This is a genomic window from Microcoleus sp. T3_A4 (assembly GCF_036700465.1).
Classification (GTDB): domain Bacteria; phylum Cyanobacteriota; class Cyanobacteriia; order Cyanobacteriales; family Microcoleaceae; genus Microcoleus.
This window is the reverse complement of record NZ_JAUBOY010000061.1, coordinates 1-25300: the sequence shown is the minus strand read 5'-3', so window position 1 is coordinate 25300 and position 25300 is coordinate 1. Positions and strand designations below refer to the sequence as shown.

Sequence of the window (25300 nt, the reverse complement as noted above, 5' to 3'; positions counted from 1 at the left end):
GCGGATTAACGCGGATTAACGCAGATGATTAAACCCGGTTTCTTCTAGAACCCGGGTTTTTGTTGGGGTTTTGTTTTGATATCAATATTCTTCAGTCTCAAGCGAGAGGGATTTCGTTTGACTCTTAAGCGATTTCAATCGCCGAGTCTTATAAGCTAATAGTTTGTATGCAGCCGATTCTGGACTTCAGAAGGATCTGCTGTTTCAAAAAATAGTTCCAACGCTTCGATCATATTTCGTCGCGCTGCTTCTATATTGTCACCTTGGCTGGCAATATCAAGTTCTGGGCAAAGGGATATATATCCGTCGCCTTCTCGTTCAATAATTGCTGTAAACTGTTGGGTTGACTTCATAGGAAATTGGGTTGTAGGATGTATAGATAATTGTAGTGGCTAAATAACTGAATAAGTATGCTCAAGAAATCAGATATATACAGGCTTGTAAATGATTACATTGGAGTTGACAATGGATATTTGCATGGCTTTTCTTACAGAACTCACTACGACTTTTATCCTTACTACTGCGACTTAGAGATTAACGTAGAAGATTATGAACCTGGCACTACAAGAGAAAAGTTCATTCGCATACTTGAAGACGCAAGCCCGCTAGTTCAAGCTAAAATTCTAAAAGGCGTATTCAAAAAGTATCCTGTTTTATACTTTGAGGAAGGAGAGAGAGAGAGAAAGCAACTAATTTACGACGAGTATCAAGGAATCATAGCAAGACTCGAATTTTCAGTGCAGGGTGTTAGCAGTGAGGTGAAGAACCTGATATTCGCTGCAAATGGACCTAAGCCGGAAATTGTCTTAATGGATGCAATCAGTAATGAGATTAAGATTGTCAAAAATCAAGAATACTGTCTCGTATATGATAGACCCCTTTTTGAAAAAGGGCTGTTATGGGAAGAGTTAGTAGACTGGTGGCGAGACAAAAAAAAACTCCATAATCAGACACGTTCTGAGCAGCGTCATAACCTGTTCAATCGACTCAAAATATCTCTGGGGGGCAATCACCCAGAAAAGATTTTACTTAACACGTACTACAGCTATTTTTATGAAAAATTGACAGAAAAACTACCAGCACTAATTCCTCAAGTGTACTTGCATTATGACCCCTATACATGGGAACAGCTCAAAGGTGTAAAACGATTAAGCCGACAAAGAATGGATTTCCTGCTTCTCCTTCCTTACAGAAAAAACATTGTAATTGAAATAGATGGGAAGCAACACTATTCTGAAAATGACAAAGCCAACCCTCAACTATATGCAGAAATGGTTGCAGAAGATAGACGATTAAGACTTGCAGGCTATGAATTATACAGATTTGGTGGTTATGAGTTTTTGCATACTGAAGACGCAAAACAAACTGTGAAAAACTTCTTTGACGACCTATTTAAGTTACACTCCATTCTCTAGGCATTAAAAAAGCTCCCGCAGTGTGCGGACCCGATGCTTGTATCGGCAAGAAGGAAGATACCAGTTTGGTCTTTTGTGTACTAGCCTTTTGGGTGCAAATGATGTGAAAATTTTGCAAGACTTTCCTCATTTGAGTGCAGCAGATTTGGCGAATGCTTGGGCTTATGCTGAGGCACATCCAGAGGAAATTGAAGCAGCTATCGCTAGAAATGAGGCAGCCTAAAACATGGCGCGAATTTGCTATAATCTAACTACTATCAAATCCGAGCGATCGCACTTATGACTATACAAGAATTAGAAACTCAAGTCTTAACCTTAAATGCGGTTGATAAAGCTAAACTAATCAGCATCCTAACTCAAACTTTAACCAACGGTTCTCTAGGCATTAAAAAAACTCCCGGTGTGTGCGGAGGGGATGCCTGTGTCGGCAATACTCGCATACCAGTTTGGTCTCTGGTATGCGATCGACGTTTAGGTGCTTCCGATGGTATCATCCTAGAATCATTTCCCGATCTAACCGCCGCTGACTTGGTAAATGCGTGGGCTTATGCTGATGCTTACCCAGAAGAAATTGAACAAACAATTAGAGAAAATGATTGAGAGCGTAAACAATGACACTGAAAGAATTAGAAAAACAACTCCTTGCCTTAACTCCCGGTGAAAAAACTCAGGCAATACAGCTATTAGTTCAAAGTTTAAGCAATACTTGGCAAGGAATTGAAAAAACGCCGGGCGTGTGCGGCGGCGATGCTAGAATTGCCAATACTCGCATACCTATTTGGTCGATGGTAAATTATCGCCTTCTGGGTGCAAATGATGTGCGAATTTTGCAAGATTTTCCCCATTTGAGTGCAGCGGATTTGGCGAATGCTTGGGCTTATGCTGAGGCACACCCAGAGGAAATTGAAGCTGCAATCGCTAGAAATGAGGCAGCCTAAAACATGGCGGAAATTTGCCTATTCAGAACTTACGCACTCTGACCAAAGAAACCGGGTTTTTACCGAATCAGTCCGCAGCAACAAAGTATTTTCGTAAAAAACCCGGTTTCTGGGCCCCCATGCGTAAGTCCTTATAAATAAATCCCCCATTGCTCCCAAGATTAGGTAAAATTATTGGCGTGTCAGAGGATAAACTATATGCGCTTGGTTAAATATATTGCGATCGCCATTATCAATACTTTCGGTGTCGTCATCGGTATTATTTGGGTTGCAGTCCCCGCAACAGTGGCTCAACCTTCCCTAAACTACCAACTCGCACTCTCTGAGCGACAGCCAGACGGCGAAACTCCTAAATCCCTTTCCGAACTCTACAAATTGCGCGATCGGCTCAAAGTACAATTAGATAACCTTGCCAAAACTCCCGACAACGCCCCGTTTCCTGCAGAACTTTGGAAATCAGCAATCCACCGCCAGCAATCCCAAACTCTGACGCAGCAACTCCAAAACGTTCAAAGTCAGATTCAAATAGAAGAAACAGCCAAATATAATTGGGACGAGGCTGCTAAATTTGCCGCCCAAGCAGTCTTAATTGGACGCACTTCTAATCCTTCTTCTGCTACTTGGGAACAGTCGCAACGCCTGTGGCAAATTGCTATCAATACGCTGCGACTCATTCCTCACGATTCTTTTTTGGCCGATGGGGCGATCGACAAAACCATCGAATACCAAGGAAACCTCAGTGTCGCTACCTATGAAATGCAAGTTGCACGTTCTGTTGAGAAAGTTAGAGCCGAGGAAGAAGAGATAAGAGAGCGAGCCCGCAAAGAGCAAGAGAAAAAAGAATTTGCTCGTCGAGAAATAGAGAGAAAAGAGCAAGAGAAAAAAGACCGGGCTAGAAAAGAACTAGAAAGGCAAGAATTCCAAAGGCAAGAATTAGCCAGGAAAGAACTAGAAAGGCAAGAATTCCAAAGGCAAGAGTTAGCCAGAAAAGAACTTGAAAAGCAAGAATTAGCCAGGAAAGAACTTGAAAAGCAAGAACTACAAAGGCAAGAGTTAGCCAGACAAGAACTTGAAAGACAAGAATTCCAAAGGCAAGAGTTAGCCAGACAAGAACTTGAAAGACAAGAGTTAGCCAGACAAGAATTAGCCAGACAAGAACTTGAAAGACAAGAACTAGAGAGAAATCAGCAAGCAACTTCTCAACCAACTCCTGAATCAACTGTAACACCAACCCCCACCCCAGTTACACCCGCCGCGTCGTCGCCGAACTTTTTCTTTGCGGGAGATACCAACCGAGATGGCCAAATTAACGAGCAAGACGACGCCGGAAAAGAACAATGGTCTTTGTCCAAGGGCGCGCTAATTTTATTTAACGATCGCAATAACGATCGCGGCAAGATACCGACTTGGAAACAAACCAAAGTTAGCGCTCCCCGCCGTGCAGCAATGCTTTCTCAAGTTAACTTAACACTGTCGGAAAACTTCAAAACCTCTCAGTTATTTATCACGGCTGACAGCATTGCTAGCCCTCACATCAGCGTTTTTCAGAAGACAGGCGACGGCTGGCAACCTGTAGATATCTCCGGTGCTAAACCTCTAGTTTTCAGCACGAATATTGTTTTAGGTGTCGAAGCTAAACAATTTGCCGATCGCAACTGGAACGGCACTGTAAATCTCAAAGCAACTGCCCAAAGCAACGGTCAAGAAATCGCATCTACAACTATTCAAATGGGCGTTAGCCCTTGGATGATAGCGCCCAATACAGCACCAGTAACCGAAGTTCAGGTCAGCGACAGAGGCGCGGTCAACAGCGAATTTATCTCCCAACTAAAACAAGCAGTAGAACCGACGGGCGCTAAAGTAAAAGTTCTCCAGGGCGATCGCACTTGGATGCAAGATACCCAGAAAAACGGCTACGTTCAATTGCCAGAAGAATCGGATATACGCCTGTTTAATGTAGCCCTAAAAAGCAATAGCGAACCAGAGAAAAACCCGCCTGTTAAATCCACTCAAAACCGGGATTTAAAAGTAGTTAAAATTGGCAATCCTCGTTCTTTAGACCCTGTAAGTCAGTGGTCTGACGGATACGGCAATTTGCAGGTTACACCGCCGATTCCCGGACACCCAATGGGTCGAGTTTATTACGGGAATTCGGGCAATGCTAGTTTTAATCCAGAGGTACTTGATTTTATTCAAGCTCAGAGAATTCAAGGGCCACCAGTGGATATTGATACTTCTTGGCTTTTGACTCGCCAAGTGGATGAAATCATCAATTTTATTCCCACTCAAACTCCCGGACAATATGTAATGACGATCGCCAGTCCAGAAGCTGGAGTTAAGCTGTTGGAAGAATTGGAGGGAAGAGGTTACGGCGATGTGACGATAAATCGTGGTTTGAGCACTCAAACAACTGTCAGCGCCGCTTTGCAAAACCGTGCTTTAATTCAACACAATCTCTATTTGCAAAATCAGAAACTTAATCCGATTATAGAGAAGTTGAAAAGAGAATTTTTACTCCGAGACGACCAAATTATTCAAGTTCCGGTGATGTTTGGCTACAGCGGTTATGCTTGGTGGCCAAATATGGTCAATTCGGTGCCAGTTAACGGCAAGTTGTTAGTTTCCAATCCGCGCGGGCCAATGATTGAGGGTGTAGATTACACTCAGGAAAGATTGCGCCAACTGCTGCTTCCTGCTGGCGTCAGCGTTAGTTTTCTGGATGACAGGTATTATCAAGAATTGAAAGGAAACGTGCAGTCGGCGACGAATACTGTGAGGAAACCAGAAGAGCGGCCTTTTTGGCAGTCTTTGCCTAATAATTACTAATTGGGAATCGGGAATGGGGAATCGGGAATCGGGAATCGTGAATTAGGAATTTGTAGGGGCGGGTTCACCAACAATACTCGCCTGTAACGAACAATCTCGTAAACCCGCCCCCACCCAACTGTAAATCGCTAACTAATATCATGGCAGGTTTGTATGCAGATGAACAATCTTCCTTCTAACTTTTGCCTAACGCTCGATAATTAATCCGTGTATCCGTGTCAAAATCCGTGTCGTGCCTTCTTCCTTATGCTAGATAATTTAAGTGCAGGCGATCGCACCAGTAACGTAAAATGTCTAAAAGCGGTCTTTGTAAAATAATTTTAGCCCCATGAGCGACGAACAGGAAAAAAAACAAATTTTGACTCAGCAACCAGAAACAATTTGCACTGCCAGTGATGAGTTCGATCGCACTGCAATTGCCAGTGCAGATGCAACTTCCGCACCAGCAGAAACTCCCGCAGAAATTGCCACGCCCGAAGATATTTCAGCGCCAATCGACGAGGCCGAAACAATTCCCGTTACCGCCGATAATACGCCGGAAACAACTCAAATTACAAGTTATCCGCCTCCAACAATTCCAACTGCCAACCCGGAACCAAAACCAGCTCGCTCCTGGCAAATCTTAGCAGTTTTTCTCAGCGGAATCTTAGTCGGTTCCGTCCTTAGTCTCGGCAGTTTGCTAGCGTGGAGAATGTATCAGGAAAGAGCGAACCTTCAAATCAAACTACCCGCTGACGTACCCCTCCCCGAAAGCCCTCCAACCGTCGCAGCAGCGCCCGCCAACCGCCAGCCCGGACTTCCCCCAGCACCCGGAGTGGCACGGCCCGCCACAATCTATCCGTCGCCCCGTCCCACTCAAATACCCTCTGTGTCTGGCGTTCCCCAACTTGCTTCGCCGTCGTCACCGTCGCCGTTGCCTTCTCCTTCTCCTTCTCCCGCTGCGGTTGAAACCCCTGTAACCGAGCGAGTTTACTTTCAAGCTGGTGCTACGGGAACTACTCTGAGCAATAGTTTGCGAGCCAACATATCCAGGCGCTACTTACTGGAGTGCAATAGCGGCCAAAGCATGACAATTAATGTTCAAGAAGGTCAAGTTAGCGCCGCAATTATTGCTCCTAACGGTGAAAAGTTAGGTACTGCTGATAGCACAGGTCAGTGGCAAGGTCAATTAGCGAGTAGCGGCGATTATACTATTGAAATTTCAGGCGATCGCCAAGCAAACTACCAAGTTAAGATTGAAGTCAAATAGCAACTATAATTGTATCAGGGGGTAGTTACACAATACATAAACCCGCCCTGGTGGCCAATTACAAATTACCCATTACTAATTACCAATGGTTGCACAAATATCTCCAAGCATCTACGAAGCAAAAACCCAAGAAATTGCCAAAGAAATCCTGAAGGCAACTCAAGACAAAAAGCGATCTTTTTTCGGTCAACTCCAAGACCAAATGCGTTGGGACGACAAACTAATGGATTGGGCGATGGCTAGCCCCGGACTGCGGGTGCAATTGTTTCGATTCATCGACTGTTTGCCGGCACTCCGCAGCAAGCCGGAAATTGCCCGCCACCTGCAAGAATACCTGACCGCCCAAGAGGTAGAATTGCCCGAAGCTTTGAAAAAATTGCTCAATTTTACTAACGCTGATTCGATTCCTGGACAATTGGCTGCGACGACGGTTGCGCCTGCGGTGGAAACTTTGGCGCACAAGTATATTTCTGGGGAAAATATCAAGCAGGTAGTTAAAACTTTAGAGCGACTTCGCAAAGATAAAATGGGTTTTACAGTTGACCTTTTGGGGGAAGCTGTCATCACTGAAACTGAGGCGCAAATTTATCTTAACCGCTATTTGGAATTGATGGAGGAGCTGGCGAAGGCAGCAAAAAATTGGTCGCAGGTAGATGCAATTGACAAAGCTGATGATGAAACTTTGCCGCGAGTGCAAGTATCCGTAAAATTAACGGCTTTTTATTCTCAGTTTGACCCGTTGGATGCTAAAGGTAGCGAAGAGAAAGTAAGCGAGAGAATTCGCCTGTTACTGCGCCGCGCGAAGGAATTGGGCGCGGCTGTTCATTTCGATATGGAACAGTATGCTTATAAGAGTTTGACTCTGAGCATTCTGAAAGACTTATTGTTAGAGGAAGAGTTTCGCAGTCGCACAGATATTGGAATTACATTGCAAGCATATTTGCGCGACAGTGCCGAAGATTTGAGAAACCTGATTTCCTGGGCAAAAAAACGCAAAAATCCGGTAACAGTGCGGCTGGTAAAAGGCGCTTACTGGGATCAGGAAACTATCAAAGCGATGCAGAAAGATTGGCCGCAGCCGGTCTACAATGACAAAGTTACTACCGATGCAAATTTCGAGCAGATGACGCAGTTGCTGCTCGAAAATCACGAATATTTGTATGCAGCTATTGGCAGTCATAACGTACGATCGCAAGCGAGGGCGATCGCCATTGCCGAAACTCTCAACATCCCGCGCCGCCGCTTTGAAATGCAGGTACTGTATGGCATGGGCGACAAATTGGCTAAGCTTTTGGTCGATCGGGGTTATCGCGTCCGAGTCTACTGCCCCTACGGCGACTTATTGCCGGGAATGGCTTATTTGATCCGCCGTTTGCTGGAAAATACCGCCAATAGTTCTTTCATCCGGCAAAGTTCCGAAGAAATGCCGATCGAACAATTGTTAGCCGCGCCCGTTGCTAATGGAAATGACCAGCTAGTTTACAGCAAAGTATTTCCCAACGTTGCCGATACCGACTACGCTAATACCAAATTGCGGCAACAAGCAGAAACAGCCATCAAATCAGTGCGCGCCAACTTAGGTAAAACCTATTTACCGCTAATCAATGGCGAGTACCAAAATACGGAAGCAACCGTTAACTCTCTCAACCCTTCCAATCCCACAGAAGTCGTTGGCAATATCGGATTGCTTTCCGAAGAACAGGCCAAACAAGCCCTGGAAGCAGCAAAAGCAGCCTCCACCAGTTGGCGAAAAACCCCCGTCCGACAGCGCGCGGGCGTCCTCCGCAAAGCCGCAGAATTGATGGAACAGCGGCGGCACGAACTATCAGCTTGGATGGTGTTTGAAGTCGGCAAACCTGTCAGAGAATGCGATGCCGAAGTCTCCGAAGCTATTGATTTTTGCCGCTACTACGCCGACGAAATGGAACGGTTAGAACAAGGAAAAAATTATGACATTCCCGGAGAGACTAACCGCTACAGCTATCAGCCACGCGGAATTTCTTTAATCATTTCGCCTTGGAATTTCCCCCTCGCAATTCCAGTCGGCATGACAGTTGCATCGCTGGTTGCTGGTAATTGTACTTTGCTCAAACCAGCGGAAGTTTCCTCAGTAATTGCAGCAAAAATCACAGAGATTTTGGTAGAAGCCGGAATCCCCAAAGGGGTATTTCAATACGTGCCTTGCAAAGGTTCCACCGTCGGCGCTTACATGGTGAAACATCCTGATGTTCACATGATTACTTTCACCGGTTCTCAGGAAGTGGGCTGTCAGATTTATGCCGATGCTGCGATTTTGCAGCCGGGGCAAAAACACCTGAAGCGAGTAATTGCGGAAATGGGCGGCAAGAATGCAATTATTGTCGATGAAAGTGCGGATTTAGACCAAGCAGTTGCAGGCGTTGTTTATTCGGCATTTGGATACAGCGGCCAAAAATGTTCCGCTTGTTCGCGAGTAATTGTGGTCGAATCGGTGTACGATAATTTTGTGGCAAGATTGCTAGAAGCGACGCGATCGCTCAATGTCGGCCCAGCAGAAAATCCCGGCACTCAAGTGGGCCCTGTGATCGATGCAAATGCCCATTCGCGCATCCGTGAATACATCGAAACAGGCCGCGCCGAAGCTAAAATAGCTTTAGAAATGCCGGCACCGGAAACCGGTTATTTTGTCGGCCCAGTCATTGTTACCGAAGTATCGCCGACAGCAACTATCGCCCAAGAAGAAATTTTCGGCCCAGTTTTGTCGGTGATGCGGGCAAAGAATTTCAGCGAAGCGATTGCTATTGCTAACGGCACGAATTTTGCTTTAACTGGTGGATTGTATTCTCGCACGCCTTCGCATATCGATCAAGCTGCATCCGATTTTGAAGTCGGAAACCTGTACATAAATCGCGGAATTACCGGGGCTGTGGTATCGCGGCAACCCTTCGGAGGATTCAAACTTTCGGGAGTTGGTTCTAAAGCGGGTGGCCCGGATTATTTGCTGCAATTCCTCGAACCCCGCACCATAACCGAAAATATTCAGCGGCAGGGTTTTGCGCCGATTGAAGGAGTGGATGATTAATCATTCCTTTGTTCGCAGTAAGGACTGAAGTCCTCTCTCTGGCTGTTAAGCTGTTAAGTTAGTAGGGTGCGCCTAGCGCACCCTACGGGGGGGTAACAGAAAAAATTTGTGCGAGATTAGCTAGTTATAAAATGGAATCTACCAAAGATCGCGATCGACTAAATTCTCACAACCCTTCACTTGACAAGTGGCTGCGATTTTTAATTATCGCCGTATTAGTCATCGGTATTTTATTTCGCTTCGCCAATCTCGATCGCAAATTTTACTGGATCGACGAAACATATACTTCTTTGAGAGTTTCTGGCTACACCGAAGTCGAAATAATCAAAGATATTTCGTACCAGAAAATAACCTCGCCTGCGGATTTACAAAAATATCAGCAGATAAATTCAGAACACAATTTAACTGACACGCTACATTCTTTAGCAACAGAAGATCCCCAACACCCCCCTCTGTATTACGTACTAGCGCGATATTGGGCGCAATGGTTCGGCAGTTCCGTTGCAGCAATGAGAAGTTTGGCCGCCGTGATTAGCCTGCTAGTATTTCCCGCAATTTATTGGCTGGCTTGGGAGTTATTTGAATCTTCAGCAGTAGCGTGGATGGCGATCGCAATTTTCGCAATTTCTCCCTACCACATCCTATTTGCCCAAGAAGCAAGACAGTACAGTTTGTGGACATTAACTACTATTTTATCCAGTGCAGCCTTGCTGCGAGCAATGCGCTCTGGCGAAAATCAAAATGCTGTCCCCCTCGTTCTTTCCTGGGCGCTTTATGCGGGCACAGCAACACTGGGATTCTACACCCACTTGTTATTTGTCTGCGTCGCTGCCGCCCACGCAATTTACGTCGCAGTTATTGCCAACTGGCGCGATGTGAAAACATTCATTTCCTATTATGTAGCATCTTTAATCGCATTGAGTGGCTTCATGCCTTCCCTGGTAAATACTGTAGAAAACTTCAATCAAGTTAGAAGCACAACAGCATGGGCCGAACAAACAAATTACTTAAGATTAGTCAGCAGGTGGGTTGGTTCCGTCAGCATAGCATTTTTTGATATTGGCATTGATGGAACTGCCAACCCCACAGAACTAGCCTTGCTAATTCCAGTTGGTATTATGATTCTAGCTTTAGTCGGCTATGCCATTTATTATTTATGCCGACAAACACCAAAGCGAGTGTGGTTGATTGTATTGTTATTGATTGCAACAACTGCTTTGTTTTTAGCAGTGCCTGATATAATCAAGGGTGGAAGGCGATCGGCAAATCCGCGATATTTAGTTCCTTGTTATGTGGGAATTCAGCTAGCAGTGGCTTACCTGCTGTGTACGAAAATTAGTAACAATTTGGAGAACTTCAAACAGCAAAAACTGTGGAAAATAGTTATAGTTGCAGTTTTTTCCGCAGGTATTATATCCGGTGGAGTTAGTTCTCAAGCAGACATTTGGTGGAATAAAGGCAGCGGTTGGTTGGGTGCCTTGGAAGTAGCTAGGACTGTCAATCAAGCCAGCAATCCTCTAATTATCAGCGATGCCAATATCGCATATATGATGCCTTTAAGTTATTACCTAGAACCAAAAGTCAAACTGCTAATAGAACCCCGCTGTTACACTTCTTGCTACAGAAATCGAGAATTGGCAAAGAAAAAACCCCAACCCCCACCAATTCCCGGCGGTTTCAGTGAGTTGTTTTTATACAGACCGTCCTCTACTTTGCGATCGGCAATTCAGCAACAAAACTATCAAATAGCTCCGGCTGACACTAATGTCGAGCTTAATCTGTGGAAAATTACCAAGAAATAATCTATAAAACATTAAGGAAAAAAACACGGGTCTGCTGCCAAAAAAATAATGTCTTATTCACTGCGACATACTGCCTATAAACGGCATTTTTGGAAGTATGTCGCAAGTAGAGTTCGATAGGTTGGCTTTTCGTGGTAAGCTAAAAGTTAAGAATAAAAAAATAACATCAAAAATTTCAAATGACAGTCACTGAAACCTCCAACATTCGTAAACTGCTGTGTGATCCAGACTTAGGGCTGATCCCTCACCTAGAAAAGTGCCTGAAAGATTTGCACTCATCTGCGATCGCCAGTGGAGAGAAATTCAAGGTAGAACCTTACGATATAGAACTCAAAAGCTGCCACACCCAGAAGCATCCCAACGACCAAAAACCCCTTGTCACCCAGTCAGTGTTAATAAAAGTTCCCCTGACTGGGAAAGTTCAAGACAAGATGCACCTATATCTGATCGCAACTGAGTTGCAGAACCAAATCGACTTCAAAATTATCGACTGGAGTGCCTTAGAACGCCGGCAATACGACATTCAGGGCATCCCTTTAAAGCAGCCGATCACCAAAATAGACGGCCAGATGAATTACGAGTTAGTATTCGATCGACCAAGCTACTGCTGCATCACTCTGTTCCGCCAATTTGACTTAACTTACGCCGCCAATTTTTAATTTTGCTTGTAGGGGCGGGTTTCACCAACAATATTTAGGTTAATTAACAATCTATAAAACCCGCCCCTATCCCACGGTAAACCCCTTGTACATTTTTCGCATTCAATACAAATCAATGTTGATGTAGATTGTTAGTTGTGTGGGGGCGGGTTTAGGTTTATTGTTAGTAGAAATTCGATATTGTTGGTGAAACCCGCCCCTACGAAATCTGGTAACAGTATGTCAAGCCCATTACCAATTCCCAATTACCAATTACCAATTATCAATTATCAATTAATTCAAACCGCTCGATTCGCAGTTTCCGCAAGAATCCTCTTAATATCAGCAGGAGTCAGACTCGGATTAGCTTGTAACATTAAAGCTATCACGCCGGATACTTGTGGCACTGCCATTGAAGTACCCGCAAAATATCGATAAGGAATCCCCGGTTGAGAAAGTGGCACAGTTGAATAAATGTCACCAGAATCCGCCGTGCCAGCGTCGCCGCCTGCAGCAACAAAGTAATTAATTGTCTCCGCACCCGCCCGGTTAGAATAATTCGCAAACAAGCCATTTCGGGTAACACCACCGACAGCAATTCCTACCTCATTGGCAAACCGAGCCGGATAATCTGCTTGTGGGCGAGCATCATTTCCCGCCGCCGAAATCACGATCACGCCTTGAGCTTCAGCCGCTCGAATCGCATCCAATTCTTGAATATTCAACTGTAGGCCACCCAAACTCACATTAATGATCTTTGCTCCATTTGCCACCGCATAATTAATCGCATTAATTTCATCCCGAATTTTCCCCACCCCGGCCCTATCCAGTATTTTCAAAGGCATAATCTTCGCAGTTGGAGCAGTTCCAGTAATCCCAACCCCATCTTTTTTCGCAGCAACTAAACCCGATATATGAGTGCCGTGATTGTTATCATCCATCGGGTCATTATCGTTATTGACAAAATCCCATCCTCGGAAATCGTCAACAAAGCCATTGTTGTCATCATCAACCCCGTTGCTAGCTTTATTGCGACCCATCGCATCAACACCGGTTTCCCCCACATTGCTCCAAATATTCCCCGTCAAATCCGGGTGATTGTAGTCAACTCCGCTGTCAATAACTGCCACCACAATTCCGTCTCCAGTCAAGCCCTGGGCCCAAACCTCTGGAGCTTTAATTAAATCTTTGCCCCACTCATCGCCACCCAAATCGGGAACATCAGGAAAAGTTGCAGTACCTTGAGCTTTAGCAACTGCCGCTGCTGCATTCACCAAACCGAACCCAAAACGAGAGTCAAAACCCGGCAAGTTGCTCGGATTGTTAGGAGAAACAGTTGCAGGGGTTGCAGACAGATTGAGGGAGAAATTTGTACTGCCTTGGTATTGATAAACTCGGACAAAGTAAGTTCCTGCAGCTAAACCGTTGATGTCGATCGACTCCGGCGATAAATCCGGTTGTTGAGAAGAAGCAATAATATCGGTGAAGTCAATAGAATTGTCGCCGTTAAGATCTTTAATCACAGCAACGTCAACATCCGCCGTCAAACCGCTGACAGTTAATTTAAAGTCGCTAGTTGCAGGCAAAGTAAAGCGGTAAAGGCCGTCTGGCCGGGCGTTGCTAACCGAGTCTGCGATTGTTTGAGTGCCGCCCAAAACGCCTAAATCGCGAGCTTGATCCAGTTGGTTGCCCAATACGGTAGTTGCAGAGATGAATGTATTGGCGAGGTCTTGTGGAGATGCGTTGGCTACCAAGCCTAAAATAGCATTGGATTGGCGAATTTTAATTAATGTATTGGAAATACCGGGGGCGATTGATATTTCTTCGAGAATCAAGTCAGCTTCGGTAAGATTGTCAGTCAGTCCGATCGCATCCACAAAACTGTTAAAGTCAGTAATAACGTCAGCAGTAGCTGGATCGGAGACTGCGGAGTCGGTGCGGAGGACAAAGGTATCTGGGCCCAAACCCCCTGTCAGCGTATCTTTGCCACCATCGCCCACTAAAACGTCGCTGCCGTCGCCGCCGTTGAGGGCGTCTCCTCCCTTGCCTCCTTGCAAGGTATCGCTGCCGGCATCGCCAAACAGGAAGTCTGCGCCGGCACCACCGTTAAGCAAATCGTTGCCCGCACCCCCTAACAGGGTATCGGAATTGCCACCGCCGAGAATGCGATCGTTACCATTATCACCGCTGATGCGATCGGCATCCGACGAACCAACAATAAAATCGTTGCCGCCGAGGGCAAAAAATCCGTTAGGATAAGAAGTCAAAAAGCCCGGAGTCAAGGCGAAACTATTGGGGCTATCATCTAAAAGATAGGAAAGACCGTCAGGGCTCGGGCCGGGCATAGAAATGTACTCCTAGTGAGGTATATCGATCTAAATTTTAGATTTTAAATTTAAGTTTGTGGTTAAAAATGCCTTAAATAGTCTGTAAGGCGGGCATTACGGACAGTCTGTAGAAGTCTGCATAGGTTAGGTTAAACTGAGATGTTCCACCATTCTCAATTACTTGTTTAGGAACAGGCAAGATGCCTGTTCCACAAAAATGTTGAGTTATTGTGGAACGGGCATCTTGCCCGTTCTTGACAATGGTGCAACATCTCAGGTTAAACAGATTTATTCCGTCATATCATGCCGTGTAAATCAACCACAATTCTGCCTTGGCTCATCTAAAAGATAAAATCTAAAACAGTATAAATTAATCCCAAATTCAAAATCGGGATCAGAAAATGGGAAAACAACACTTGCATCGAATTCAGAATTTTTTCAACCTCGCGAAATTGCATTTAAAGCCTTATTTGCGCTATTTGATTTTGGGCGGGACGTTTTTATTTATTGCCAAAGCTTTTTTAACTCACTGGCGAGAAGTCGCGAATATCCAAATTCGAGCCGAAAGTTTTCCGTTGCTGGCGATCGCCCTTGGCGTCACTTTATTTTCTCTAATTTTTGTCGGCTGGGTGTGGATGTTGATTTTGCGGGAATTCCGGCAACCTGTAACTGCCGCCTGGGCGATTCAAGTTTTTCTCAAAACTAATATTGCCAAGTATTTGCCGGGGAATATTTGGCATTTTTGGGGTCGAATATTGGACGCCAAAAATGCCGGCATTTTCCCCAAAGCTGCTACTCTCAGCGTGTTGCTGGAACCGCTGCTGATGGCTTCTGCGGGCGTTTTGATTGGGTTGATTTGTTTTGAGAAATTCAATTGGTTTTTGCGGGTTGTTGGTTGTGCTGCTATTTTAATGGCGATTCATCCCCGCATTTTAAATCCTATCGTTCTCTTTGTAGAGCGGTTGAAGTTATCCAAGAACAATAGCGCAAATTCAAATACTGAGGAGGTGGAGGGCGAGGAACTAAATTTTTCTGTAGAGTCTACCTCCACTCTAGCTAAAAAAACATCTAATGTCAAGTCGCGCCGCAAAATTAATTTGCCAATTAAACGCTATCCTTTAGTGCCGTTAATCGGACAAATGTGTTTTATCGGATTGCGGGGCTGCGGTTTTTTGCTAACGGTAATGGCTTTAACTCCGGTGAACTTTAGCAATATTCCCAACTTGTTCGGTGCTTTTTGTTTTGCGTTTGTTGTCGGTTTAGTCGTACCGGGAGCACCGGGGGGAATGGGAGTATTTGAAGCAACGGCGATCGCCCTGTTGTCCGATCGCTTTTCTACGGCTATAATTCTGAGTGCCGTGGCTTTGTATCGGATAATTAGCATTCTGGCGGATGTTTCGGGTGCATTTTTAGCAAAGCTTGATCGGCAGCGAAATCAGCGCAGTCAAAAAAGGCGAATTTAAAATCAAATATTTGAGGAAGATAATTTGCTGCGATCGAGGAAACCCTGAATCGGGCCATGTAGTAAAAGCTATAATCAAAGTCCTGAGTTCCAACTCACAGACTGAGGTAAATTACTTGAACTGTGGCTGACCGTATAAATCCAATCATCTCAGTGGCAGCAAATTCATCACATTACAGGTTCTTTGAAATAATGACTCTAACCTCTGGTTAGCCATGACTCATAACAACAATCGAACGACAACAATTCGTTACCTTCTAATTACATCAGGTGTACTGGCGATCGGTGGATTAGGCTATCTTGCTTATACCATGTTGCGCCAACCCAAGGAAGTACGCTACTACGCATCCGAACAGCAATGTATTGTAGATGCGACGAACCAAAGCAACGGGTTCACCAAAGAGCAGTGTCAGGCCCAGTTCCGGTACGCAATGCAGGAATACGAACGCATTACGCCCGTGTATCGCACCCAGCCAGAATGCCAAGAAGACACAGCAAGCATTTGCTCGCAGGTATCGAATTCCAGCGTTGCTACCCCCGGATGGCGACCCGACTTCGGCGGCTTCTATTTCACCGATGATGTCGATGATGATGCCCCTCCAACAGTGGTCAACGGCGGCTCCAGCGGCTCCTACAGGGTTTATCCAGTGCAACCCGTTTACCGCTCCAACATCGGAATTGTAACTCCAGATAGAACCCAGATTACTCGTCCCCTACAGGGCATACCGCTAGATTCTCCCTACTTTTCCTCCAGTCGCGATACCCCAAATCGCCCCGCAGGCCACGCAGCTCGGGGAACTATCAAAGGACGAGGGAGGTTTGGTAGCACAGTCCGTTCCACGGCTCCTTTGGGAAGCGGAGGAAAGTAACCAAGACCGATTTTTCTCTATTTTTTCATATTCTCCAGTGTCACTAACAAGGTGCTTCATCCATGTATCCCTTTTTGTTTCAGCGACGACGCAACTGGCAGCAGCACGTATTAGAGAACGCCTACCAATGTCAGCCTCTTGCAGACATCAACCAACGCTACTGGGCAGAAGCCTTAGACCGTCCCTTTGGGGTGATGTTTTCGCGCCAGGAAGAGGCGAGGATCTGGGATGCTACTGAGGCTCTTTGGGATATGTGTCGGGAGTTTTTGGACTGGTTTTTCACCGCTGATGGCCTAGAAAATCGGATGAAAAAACTCGCTATTCCCCCTGCTTTCTGGGAAGCAATTCAGGTTTCGTGGGATCGGGTTGACGAAGCAGAAGATATGTCTCTTTATACCCGTTTCGATCTTGCCGTCACTGAAGATGGAAAAATTAGCCTTCTAGAAATCAACGGCGAAACTCCTCTCTTGGGTGCAGAAACAGTCTATCAATGGCTGTGGTTAGATGACATGAAAAAATCAAGCCGAGATTTGCGATCGCTTCCCAACGATGCCGATCAGTTCAACAACTTTTGGGACGAAGTTGCAGGTCGATTCCGCACTCTAAGTCGTCATTATGATTTAAAGCAGTTCGGTCTGAGCTTGTTAATTGACGAGCATCTGTCCGAAGATACCGAGATGGCAGGACAACTGGTCGAAATTATTAATCAAGAATTGGGAAACGATCGCTTTTTTACCCAACTTGTAGGATTGCGTAACCATCTGGGCGTGGATGAAGAAGGATTTTTTGTCGATCAATTCAATAATCGGATATTGCGGCTGTGGAAAATCATCGATTGGCTGGATTTGCAACTCGCCAGCCAATCCTTTAACGCAGATGAAGCCCTAGCATCGCGCCTGATAGCAGGGGACGTGAAAATAATTGAACCGCTGTGGAAACAGATTTTAAGCAATAAAGGAGCGATGGTGTGGATGTGGGAATTATTTGGCAGCCACCCAGTGTACGGTCAATTTTTACTGCCCACTTTCTTCACGGATACTATCTCGATCGAATCCACAGCATTACTAACCCAAATGCACGTGAAAAAGCCCCTCGTCGGTCTAGAAGGTGTTGGGGTTTCTATTGAAACAGGCGATTTTATTGCCGGAGCCGTTCACGCCCGCGAGGCGATGGGCTACGATCGCGAAGGATTCATTATTCAGTCCTATCAACCGTTGCCCGAGTATTTTGGCTACCACTTCGTCGTAGGTTCCTGGATTGTGGGCGATACTCCATCTGGCATCGTATTGCGCGGAGATACTAATCCGATCACCGGACGACATTGCTTAATCGTTCCGCATATCGTGAGCGATCGTCTGGTGAATACTTAACTTCTAATCAGAAAAACTATGAAATTACAAACTCATGATGTCCGGGGAATTCCGATTCTTAGCAGTGAGTGGAGTGTAGATGAATTTATTGCCGATGAGTTGAAAATTCCCGAAGTCGCGCCTACAATTCAGGCTGGATTTATGGATCTCCTCAGCCGAGATGTGTTCTCTGAGGGAGACAGTCAGCCACTCTACGAGCATCTGCTATCTCGCAGTTCGGAGTTCTCGTTAGAATTCATGAGTGCGATGGAACTTTGGCTGCAAGACGAATTACGGCACTACGTTGCTCTACGTAAGGTCTATCACATGGTATCAGGTTTGTCCCCAGAGGCGATCGACCAAAAAAACCAGAGTCGGGTGCATGAACTCGAACCGATCTCGTTTCTGATTGAGAACGAATTCACCATTCTAGTGGGTTTAATGTTTGACGAAATGGGTTCCGTGTGGTCTTATCACCGGGATATTAAGGAATTCTACCAACACTATGGGAAGGGCTTTGCTCGCGTAGGACATTTGGTCACGCAGGATGAGGGGCGGCATTTTAGGAACGCTGCGACTCTCATCCAACATCGCCATCCCGACAAAATCGATCGGATCGAACCCTTATTAGAAAAGATTAGCGAAATGGAAGCCGCTCTTGCTTATTATCCCAAGACTTTCTTTCTCGATCACGCTCAGGAAAGACACCGCTTTCCGAAAGATTTTAATACCCAGGTGATTCAAAGAATTCTCTCGTTTTTCTAACAGAATTACCAAGTTAATCATCGGATAAATATTATTATACTTTCCGTGGCGATCGAGCATCTCAAACTGACGCACCCTACCGCAACTTTATCTTTCTCCTCTAACTCTCTCTGTGTCCTCTGTATCCTCTGCGGTTAAAAACTCTCATCTTTATATGAATTAAAGCATTTTTTCTAGAAATTGCTTGGCGCGATCGCACTTCGGGTTGCTAAAAAACTCCTGCGGCGGCACATCTTCCGCCACCTTTCCGCCATCGAGAAACAAAATGCGGTGGGCGACTTCCCGCGCAAAACCCATCTCGTGAGTTACAATTGCCATTGTAATGCCCGTTTTCGTCAAAGCTTTCATCACATCTAACACTTCTTTAACCATTTCAGGATCGAGTGCAGAAGTCGGTTCGTCCATCAACAAAATTTCCGGTTCCATAGCCAAACAGCGGGCGATCGCCACCCGCTGTTTTTGTCCCCCCGAAAGTTTAGAAGGATAAACCTCTGCCTTATCTGACAAACCGACTTTTTCCAGCAATTCTAACCCCTTGAGACGCGCCTCATCCTTAGCCACCTGCTTCACCTTTACAGGCGCATACATCACATTTTGCAGCACAGTCATGTGCGGGAACAAGTGGAAATGCTGAAAAACCATCCCCACTTTCTGGCGGATTTTCAGAATATCTGCCTTCGGCAAAGTAATATCCACCCCGTCAATGTATATGTGTCCCGAAGTCGGAATTTCCAGTAAATTTAAACACCGCAAAAAAGTAGACTTGCCGCACCCCGAAGGGCCGATAATGGCAATCACTTCTCCTTTATGAATCTCAGTAGTTATCTCGCGCAAAACCTTCAGATTGCCAAAAGATTTATACAGGCGATCGACCTTAACTGCTACTTTGGAGTCTACGTTCGAGTACATTGGCCCCCCAAGTTAAACTAAGCACCATCAAATAATAAATTGCGCCGACAAATATCAAAGGTTCAAAGTAAATATACTTTTCTGCTCCCACAATTGTAGCGCGGCGCAGCAAGTCTTCTACGCCAATTACTGAAACTAAAGCTGAATCCTTCAGCAAAGCAATACTTTCATTCACCAATGCAGGCAAGATGTTTTTCAAGGCTTGCGGCAAGATAATATCGCCCATCATCAGTTTGTAGGGAACGCCAAGGGATTCTGCGGCTTCTTTTTGACCTTTATCTACGGCTTGAATTCCCGCGCGGATTGTTTCGGAAATATAAGCCCCAGAATTCAGGAAAAAAGTAATTACGCCAGCTTGCAGCGCCGATATATTATAGCCCGTAAGCTGCGGCGTTGCAAAATAAACTAACGTCAACTGCAAAATTAGCGGCGTTCCTCGAAAAATTGAGGTGTAAGCAGTGGCAAACCAGAACAGCGGTTTAATGCTAGAAATCTTAAACAGAGACAGCACGATTCCCCAGATAAATCCGAGAAATGCCGACAGCAAGGTAAAAGTTAGCGTTACCCCAAGCCCCGACAAAATATAAGGCAAACTCGGCAAGATTTTGCCAAAATCTAACCCGAACTTGGGCGCTACCGCAGGCTGATTTGCTTGAGCCGGTTCTTGCGGAATTGGTCGAGAAAACCACTTAGTAGCTAGTTCCTTAATTTGACCGCTGGCTTTCATTTGTTGGAGGACTCGGTTGAATTCTGGAACTAATCTCGAACCTTTCGGAAAGGCGATCGCCGAACCGCTTTCTTCAGTATTCGGAATTGTGTTAAATTCCAAGTCCGGGTTCGCTGCGGCATAACCCGTAGCGACAGTATCCTCAATTACTCCCGCCGCAAGGCGATTCGATTTAATTTCTTGAATGATGTCAGGAATCCTATTGAGAGGAGCCAGTTCCACCCCGGCCATTTTTTTCACAGCTTCCTGCTGAATACTTCCGAGTTGAACGCCTACTTTTTTCCCGGCTAAATCTTCAGCTTTCGTCAAATTGCTGCCTTTATTGGCGACAATTGTATTTTGAGCTTCGTAGTAAAGGTCAGAAAAATCAACATTTATTTTCCTTTCTGCTGTGGGAGTCATTCCAGCCATCACAAAATCGGCTCTTCCCGCCTGCAAAGCGGGAATTAAGCCGTTAAAATCCATGCCAATTACTTTTAGTTCGTAGCCTAATTTTTTAGTAATATATTTGGCAATATCGATGTCAAAACCGATGATTTCGTTGCCGCTAACAGCCGTATCTTTAAATTCATAGGGCGGGTAGTCTGGGGAAGTCGCCAGTGTTAAAGTCTTGTTGGCTTGGGCGTAGCTGGCGATCGCAATTAAACAAAAGGCGATCGCGATCGCCACCACCAGCATTGATTTTAATTTTAAACGTTTCATATCGAACATTGTCCTACAAAATCCCCGCGCCAACAAATTATGCGAAACTTCACAATTATGTCACCACTCTAAAGATAGATAAGATGGGTAGGGTGCGTCAGGTTTGAGATTCTTAGTCAGCATAGAAAGTGTGATTCTGACGCACCATTTGTTGCAAAATGCGTTAGTTGTGAAATTGTTGGTTTGTAGGAAAAATCATGCTAACTGACGCACGCTACTTAAAGTAAATCACGCTCAATACTTAATCCGTGTATCCGTGTCAATCCGTGTCGTGCCTGCCTTCTTCTCTAACATTTTAGAAAGTAAAGCTTGTCCGCACAACTCCCACCCATGTTGTACCGTTGTCCTAGTTGCGATCGGTATTTGTAATCATCCAGCATATTCCATTTATATGTGGTACAACGTATTCAGTAGATCAGAGCAAAAGCTGATTGGGCGCGGGTTCCTTACGATTTGTTGGAACTGATCAGGAATCGGATTGTGAATGAGGTTAAGGGGGTGAACCGAGTGGTTTACGATATTACTTCTAAGCCGCCGGGTACGATCGAGTGGGAGTAATACCATTGTCGATTATTGATTTTCGATTTGGATAGATGCCGTCTGTAAGTCCTGTGTTAATTACAGGACTTACACAGAAAATTTATAGTCTAAGAGTCAACTGTCAACTGTCAACTGTGTTGAATAGTGTTGCAAAAATCCTTCCACTTCTGTTCGTCCTTGTTGGGTAATTGAGTTGTAGAAGACTTCTTTTTGTCCATTGGGAGTGTAGAAACGATAGAAGCGTCGATCTCGATCGATTTGTCGCAGGTATACTAAGGGAACGCCAACAGATGCAAGGAGTCGGGCTTTTTTGCGATCGCGCTCCTGCACCTCTGGGCGATCGTGCCAATGAGATTGACATTCTATCACCAGTTTGGCTTTGCGACTAGCACCACAGCCGCGTTCCATCAAGGCGATATCGACTCTGGAACTCACCCAAAATTTCCAAAGTTCAATGGGAAGACGGGTGAAAGTTTCTCGACGAGAACAGATCATTTCTAGGGGAACTTGGGGACAGTAACGGAAGCAATCGCCTAAAATCATCTCTAGAATATCGATAGCGATCGTTTCTAACTCGTTGATGATTTCTCCGCTTTGGAATTGCGGAAAGATTTGCAGCGAATCATCATCGCTGTTGAAGTCGAACTCGTCTGAATAGTTGTAAGTGCAAGTCATTGATATAAAGTTGAACTCGATACTTTGAGGTTATCGAGATAAAGTTGTATAGTCCAGAGACAGTAAGTGCAGTTAGCAAGATTCTTAACTGCACTTATCTGCACTCTCCAATAATCCGTCCAGTTTGCTAAAGTAAAGAAGATGACTAGCACAACAACTTTCAGCAGCCAATGACAGCAACTAGCAAGAGAAGAAGAGGTTTTCTCCCCAATAGAGAAGGGTTAGCAATTTTAGAAGCCAGGAGACTGGAAAAGGGTTATACCCATGACTCGCTTGCACAAGCAGCAGGACTCAATGGTGACGATCAGGTTAGAAGGCTGTTTAATCCGCACTGGGACTACAAGGTACAAAGAGATGCCATAGAAAAAATTGCTGCGATTCTAGAACTGCAACCCACTAAGTTTATTGAAGATTGGCTTCCCAAGTCTAGAGATTCTAAACAAAAACAAACACCTATAGACGTAACTAATATTGATTGGCGGGAAGTCTGCTTAGTCATGCTAGATCGGCAGCAAAAAGAACAGCGAATTAGGCGTAAGGCAACTGAACAGGGATTTGAAATCAATGTTTTTGTACCGCTAGGTTTAATCGAACGGAAACAGCAGCAGCGTCGCAGTGGTAATGTGCCTATGGAACTGTTGCATCAATTAGAACCGGAAGTCGTTACCCGAATTTACGAACATGATGAATTCATGACTGACGTTATTGAACAAAACCCTACTGGAAAAAATAAACATATTGCTATTGTCGGCGAACCAGGAGCAGGAAAGACAACGCTGTTAGATAAAATCGCCACTCACATTCAGGAAAATAATCAAGATTTGCCGATTTGCATTGCGCTGGCAAGTTTGCAAGGAAAGACACTGAAAGACTATATCCTTCAGGAATGGTTAGCGGAAGCTATGGCTCTGGTTTATCCTGATATTGATGTAGAGAAGTCTCACAAAACATCTCTACAGAAACGGTTGCGTCACGGTGGGGTGTGGCTGTTACTCGATGGTGTTGATGAAATGGCTGTAGGGGCGAATAGTTGTTTGTCCTTAGAGGAAATCAAAAACCAGCTTACTGATTGGTTGGGTAATGTGCGGGTTGTTTTGACCTGTCGAACCAATGTTTGGGATGCCCGTCTCAACAATCCCCTCACAGGCTTTGATACTTACAAAACTCAGGAGTTTAAACAAGAGCAAGTAGATGTTTTTATTCAGCAGTGGTTTGCTGAATCAAAAAATATTCAACGGGGACAGGAGTTACACAAAAAGCTGCAAGAACCGCAAAAAGAACGCATCCGCCAACTCATAAAAAATCCGCTTCGCTTATCTCTACTGTGTCAAATATTCAGCCAAAATAAGCAAGTCGAATTACCAGAAACCAAAGCCGAACTATATCAACACTTTGTCCGCTATTTCTATGAGTGGAAACCATCCCAAACGGTTATTGATTGGGCGACTCAACCAGGTTTGCGAGAAGAATTACATCAAGCCCTCGGTCGTTTGTCTATAGCAGGATTGGATAGCGATGCTAGATTTCGGTTGCCGCTGAGTTTAATTGAAAAACAAATGGACGATAGGCTTTTTAAATTAGCCTGGGATCTCGGTTGGCTGAATTTGGTAGATCGAGAAGCTGCAACAGATGAACCTGTTTACGCATTTTTTCATCCTACATTCCAGGAATATTTTGCATCTTTAGTAATTGATAATTGTCAATTTTTCATGGAGCGCTATCGAATCTTTGAAACCCAATGGCTAGAAGTAGCTATATTATGGTTAGAAAATTTCCAAATTTCAGCACTGCTAAAGAAAGAATTGATCGAGACAATAACGAATCTTAAGGAAGACAAATGGAAAAATCTGTATCGGCTTAAGCTTCTACCATTAAATATAGTTTACTCGTGTCAATCTGGCGACATACATTTTATTAGTGAATGGGTGTATTTGGTTTGCTTGGATGAGAATCCACAAATACAACAATACAAATTAATGTTTCCTGGTTATGAGGAATTCATCATAGAATCGTTAAAATATTACGCTCCCAAAGAAGCCTGTGATATTATAAATGAAGTCATCAATAAGACTGATTTAGAAATATACGAACTATCTAAGCTTTGGGAAGTTTTATTTAAAATCAACCCGCAGTATGAATGCTTAAAAGTATTAATCCCTAAATTATTAAAAGATGATAATGAGGGACGTGCCATAAAAGTAGCAACAATAGCTTTAAAAAATGATAATTTTAAGCAAGTTGCCGTTGATTTTTTAGTTAATGCTTTATTGAACGAAGATGAGCAATACGAATTACAAAATATTTCACTTATTAATATTTTAATTGATTCTAAGATTTTGGACAAAGTGGTTATTGGTAAGTTAATATCATTTTTAAATAGTCAAAATCCTACGATTCAAGGGCTAGCTATTTCACATTTAGACAAACTAAGCGTAAATGATAACGCTTTAGTTAACAATCAAAAAGTATTGGATGCTTTGATTAATTTCATAAATCAAAATCGAGACAATCAAATATGTATTATTGCTGCTGTTAGTATAATCAAGAGACTTGATATTGATATTTCAAAAGTCAACAGAGCAATCATTGATTTGTTAGATAATTCACAAGATTCCGTGATTATTATATTTTTATTTGACTATTTGGAAACACAAGGTTTTATTGCGGAAATTATTAATAAATTAATCATATTAATTGCAAATGAAGAAGACAGATATGAATCTATAGCTTATGCTCAAATGTTAGTAATGGTAAGCTTGAGCTATCCAAAAATTTTCGAGAACCCGTCAATTATTAAAATAATGATTTGTTTGGTAGAAGTAAAAATCGATTATTACTATGTTTTAATACAAATTTTTTCTCAAAGTACAACAATGTATGAGCGTTTTAAAATCGTAGGTTACCAGAGTAGCAAAGATAAGATATTCATTGATTTTATAAGTTTAGTTATAGAAAACTATATGAATAAAAACAATACTCCGGACAGTTTTTAAGCAGCCAGAGTACCATAAGACAAGACTGAAGGAAGGTTAGGGTGATTTAAAAT

19 protein-coding genes and 1 pseudogene are annotated in these 25300 nt (G+C 44.2%); 15 read left to right on the top strand and 5 right to left on the bottom strand.

Annotated features, from left to right (window positions below):
* Positions 1-155: 155 nt before the first annotated feature.
* Positions 156-353 (bottom strand): type II toxin-antitoxin system HicB family antitoxin, encoded by a 198-nt coding sequence (locus tag QUA07_RS26045; protein ID WP_333331053.1) that lies wholly within the window; start codon positions 351-353, stop codon positions 156-158.
* Positions 354-410: 57 nt separating this feature from the next.
* Between QUA07_RS26045 and QUA07_RS26040 the strand changes: the two genes are divergently transcribed.
* From QUA07_RS26040 to QUA07_RS26005, 9 genes are all read left to right on the top strand, one after another.
* Positions 411-1415 (top strand): hypothetical protein, encoded by a 1005-nt coding sequence (locus tag QUA07_RS26040; RefSeq protein ID WP_333331050.1) that lies wholly within the window; start codon positions 411-413, stop codon positions 1413-1415.
* Between the two features lie 103 nt (positions 1416-1518).
* Positions 1519-1638 carry a DUF433 domain-containing protein gene (locus tag QUA07_RS30145; RefSeq protein ID WP_445305915.1) on the top strand — a complete coding sequence of 40 codons (120 nt, stop codon included), beginning with the start codon at positions 1519-1521 and terminating at the stop codon, positions 1636-1638.
* 56 nt (positions 1639-1694) lie between these two features.
* Entirely contained in the window at positions 1695-2015 is a 321-nt protein-coding gene (locus QUA07_RS26035) for a DUF433 domain-containing protein (protein ID WP_333331047.1), read from the top strand.
* 11 nt (positions 2016-2026) lie between these two features.
* On the top strand, positions 2027-2353 hold the full coding sequence (locus tag QUA07_RS26030; RefSeq protein ID WP_333331044.1) for a DUF433 domain-containing protein: 327 nt from the start codon (positions 2027-2029) through the stop codon (positions 2351-2353).
* Between the two features lie 198 nt (positions 2354-2551).
* Entirely contained in the window at positions 2552-5179 is a 2628-nt protein-coding gene (locus QUA07_RS26025; protein ID WP_333331041.1) for a protein-arginine deiminase family protein, read from the top strand.
* A gap of 328 nt (positions 5180-5507) precedes the next feature.
* Complete coding sequence (locus QUA07_RS26020) at positions 5508-6428, top strand: hypothetical protein (RefSeq protein ID WP_333331038.1); 921 nt, start codon at positions 5508-5510, stop codon at positions 6426-6428.
* 85 nt (positions 6429-6513) lie between these two features.
* The gene (pruA, locus tag QUA07_RS26015) at positions 6514-9489 is read left to right on the top strand and encodes an L-glutamate gamma-semialdehyde dehydrogenase (protein WP_333331035.1); all 2976 of its coding nucleotides are present in this window, start codon (positions 6514-6516) and stop codon (positions 9487-9489) included.
* Between the two features lie 131 nt (positions 9490-9620).
* Positions 9621-11291: a glycosyltransferase family 39 protein gene (locus QUA07_RS26010; RefSeq protein ID WP_333331033.1), complete on the top strand. Its 1671-nt coding sequence runs from the start codon at positions 9621-9623 to the stop codon at positions 11289-11291.
* A gap of 179 nt (positions 11292-11470) precedes the next feature.
* Positions 11471-11950, top strand: coding sequence for a hypothetical protein (locus tag QUA07_RS26005; RefSeq protein WP_333331030.1), 480 nt, complete (start codon positions 11471-11473; stop codon positions 11948-11950).
* Positions 11951-12228: 278 nt separating this feature from the next.
* Here the strand turns inward: QUA07_RS26005 and QUA07_RS26000 are convergent, their stop codons facing one another.
* Entirely contained in the window at positions 12229-14274 is a 2046-nt protein-coding gene (locus QUA07_RS26000; RefSeq protein ID WP_333331027.1) for a S8 family serine peptidase, read from the bottom strand.
* Between the two features lie 383 nt (positions 14275-14657).
* Here QUA07_RS26000 and QUA07_RS25995 point away from each other — a divergent pair, with 383 nt between their 5' ends.
* The 4 genes from QUA07_RS25995 to QUA07_RS25980 all read left to right on the top strand — a co-directional run bounded on the left by QUA07_RS25995 (position 14658) and on the right by QUA07_RS25980 (position 18701).
* Positions 14658-15719, top strand: a complete 1062-nt coding sequence (locus tag QUA07_RS25995; RefSeq protein WP_333331024.1) for a UPF0104 family protein — start codon at positions 14658-14660, stop codon at positions 15717-15719.
* Positions 15720-15933: 214 nt separating this feature from the next.
* On the top strand, positions 15934-16587 hold the full coding sequence (locus tag QUA07_RS25990) for a DUF1190 domain-containing protein (RefSeq protein ID WP_333331021.1): 654 nt from the start codon (positions 15934-15936) through the stop codon (positions 16585-16587).
* Between the two features lie 62 nt (positions 16588-16649).
* Complete coding sequence (locus QUA07_RS25985; RefSeq protein ID WP_333331018.1) at positions 16650-17957, top strand: glutathionylspermidine synthase family protein; 1308 nt, start codon at positions 16650-16652, stop codon at positions 17955-17957.
* Positions 17958-17975: 18 nt separating this feature from the next.
* Positions 17976-18701, top strand: a complete 726-nt coding sequence (locus tag QUA07_RS25980; RefSeq protein ID WP_333331016.1) for a hypothetical protein — start codon at positions 17976-17978, stop codon at positions 18699-18701.
* Between the two features lie 159 nt (positions 18702-18860).
* Here QUA07_RS25980 and QUA07_RS25975 read toward each other — a convergent pair whose 3' ends face one another.
* Positions 18861-19610: an amino acid ABC transporter ATP-binding protein gene (locus QUA07_RS25975; RefSeq protein ID WP_333331013.1), complete on the bottom strand. Its 750-nt coding sequence runs from the start codon at positions 19608-19610 to the stop codon at positions 18861-18863.
* The gene (locus QUA07_RS25970) at positions 19576-21039 is read right to left on the bottom strand and encodes an ABC transporter substrate-binding protein/permease (RefSeq protein WP_333331010.1); all 1464 of its coding nucleotides are present in this window, start codon (positions 21037-21039) and stop codon (positions 19576-19578) included. Before QUA07_RS25970 ends, QUA07_RS25975 begins: the two co-directional genes overlap by 35 nt.
* Before the next feature lie 426 nt (positions 21040-21465).
* On the opposite strand from QUA07_RS25970, the pseudogene QUA07_RS25965 reads away from it, so the two are divergent.
* A pseudogene (locus QUA07_RS25965) lies at positions 21466-21597 on the top strand (GMP synthase (glutamine-hydrolyzing)); the annotation flags it as partial.
* Positions 21598-21693: 96 nt separating this feature from the next.
* On the opposite strand, the gene QUA07_RS25960 reads toward QUA07_RS25965, so the two are convergent.
* Complete coding sequence (locus QUA07_RS25960) at positions 21694-22254, bottom strand: DUF2726 domain-containing protein (protein ID WP_333331007.1); 561 nt, start codon at positions 22252-22254, stop codon at positions 21694-21696.
* A gap of 170 nt (positions 22255-22424) precedes the next feature.
* Here QUA07_RS25960 and QUA07_RS25955 point away from each other — a divergent pair, with 170 nt between their 5' ends.
* A complete protein-coding gene (locus tag QUA07_RS25955) occupies positions 22425-25247 on the top strand; it encodes an NACHT domain-containing protein (RefSeq protein ID WP_333331004.1) in 2823 nt (940 codons plus the stop codon).
* Positions 25248-25300: the final 53 nt, after the last annotated feature.

Coding starts and splice junctions, on each gene's coding strand:
- pruA (WP_333331035.1), top strand. CDS start 6,514: ATGGTTGCACAAATATCTCCAAGCATCTACGAAGCAAAAACCCAAGAA.
- QUA07_RS25985 (WP_333331018.1), top strand. CDS start 16,650: ATGTATCCCTTTTTGTTTCAGCGACGACGCAACTGGCAGCAGCACGTA.
- QUA07_RS26030 (WP_333331044.1), top strand. CDS start 2,027: ATGACACTGAAAGAATTAGAAAAACAACTCCTTGCCTTAACTCCCGGT.
- QUA07_RS26045 (WP_333331053.1), bottom strand. CDS start 353: ATGAAGTCAACCCAACAGTTTACAGCAATTATTGAACGAGAAGGCGAC.
- QUA07_RS25975 (WP_333331013.1), bottom strand. CDS start 19,610: ATGTACTCGAACGTAGACTCCAAAGTAGCAGTTAAGGTCGATCGCCTG.
- QUA07_RS25980 (WP_333331016.1), top strand. CDS start 17,976: ATGAAATTACAAACTCATGATGTCCGGGGAATTCCGATTCTTAGCAGT.
- QUA07_RS26000 (WP_333331027.1), bottom strand. CDS start 14,274: ATGCCCGGCCCGAGCCCTGACGGTCTTTCCTATCTTTTAGATGATAGC.
- QUA07_RS25995 (WP_333331024.1), top strand. CDS start 14,658: ATGGGAAAACAACACTTGCATCGAATTCAGAATTTTTTCAACCTCGCG.
- QUA07_RS25990 (WP_333331021.1), top strand. CDS start 15,934: ATGACTCATAACAACAATCGAACGACAACAATTCGTTACCTTCTAATT.
- QUA07_RS26020 (WP_333331038.1), top strand. CDS start 5,508: ATGAGCGACGAACAGGAAAAAAAACAAATTTTGACTCAGCAACCAGAA.
- QUA07_RS25955 (WP_333331004.1), top strand. CDS start 22,425: ATGACAGCAACTAGCAAGAGAAGAAGAGGTTTTCTCCCCAATAGAGAA.
- QUA07_RS25960 (WP_333331007.1), bottom strand. CDS start 22,254: ATGACTTGCACTTACAACTATTCAGACGAGTTCGACTTCAACAGCGAT.
- QUA07_RS26040 (WP_333331050.1), top strand. CDS start 411: ATGCTCAAGAAATCAGATATATACAGGCTTGTAAATGATTACATTGGA.
- QUA07_RS26005 (WP_333331030.1), top strand. CDS start 11,471: ATGACAGTCACTGAAACCTCCAACATTCGTAAACTGCTGTGTGATCCA.
- QUA07_RS26035 (WP_333331047.1), top strand. CDS start 1,695: ATGACTATACAAGAATTAGAAACTCAAGTCTTAACCTTAAATGCGGTT.
- QUA07_RS26010 (WP_333331033.1), top strand. CDS start 9,621: ATGGAATCTACCAAAGATCGCGATCGACTAAATTCTCACAACCCTTCA.
- QUA07_RS25970 (WP_333331010.1), bottom strand. CDS start 21,039: ATGAAACGTTTAAAATTAAAATCAATGCTGGTGGTGGCGATCGCGATC.
- QUA07_RS26025 (WP_333331041.1), top strand. CDS start 2,552: ATGCGCTTGGTTAAATATATTGCGATCGCCATTATCAATACTTTCGGT.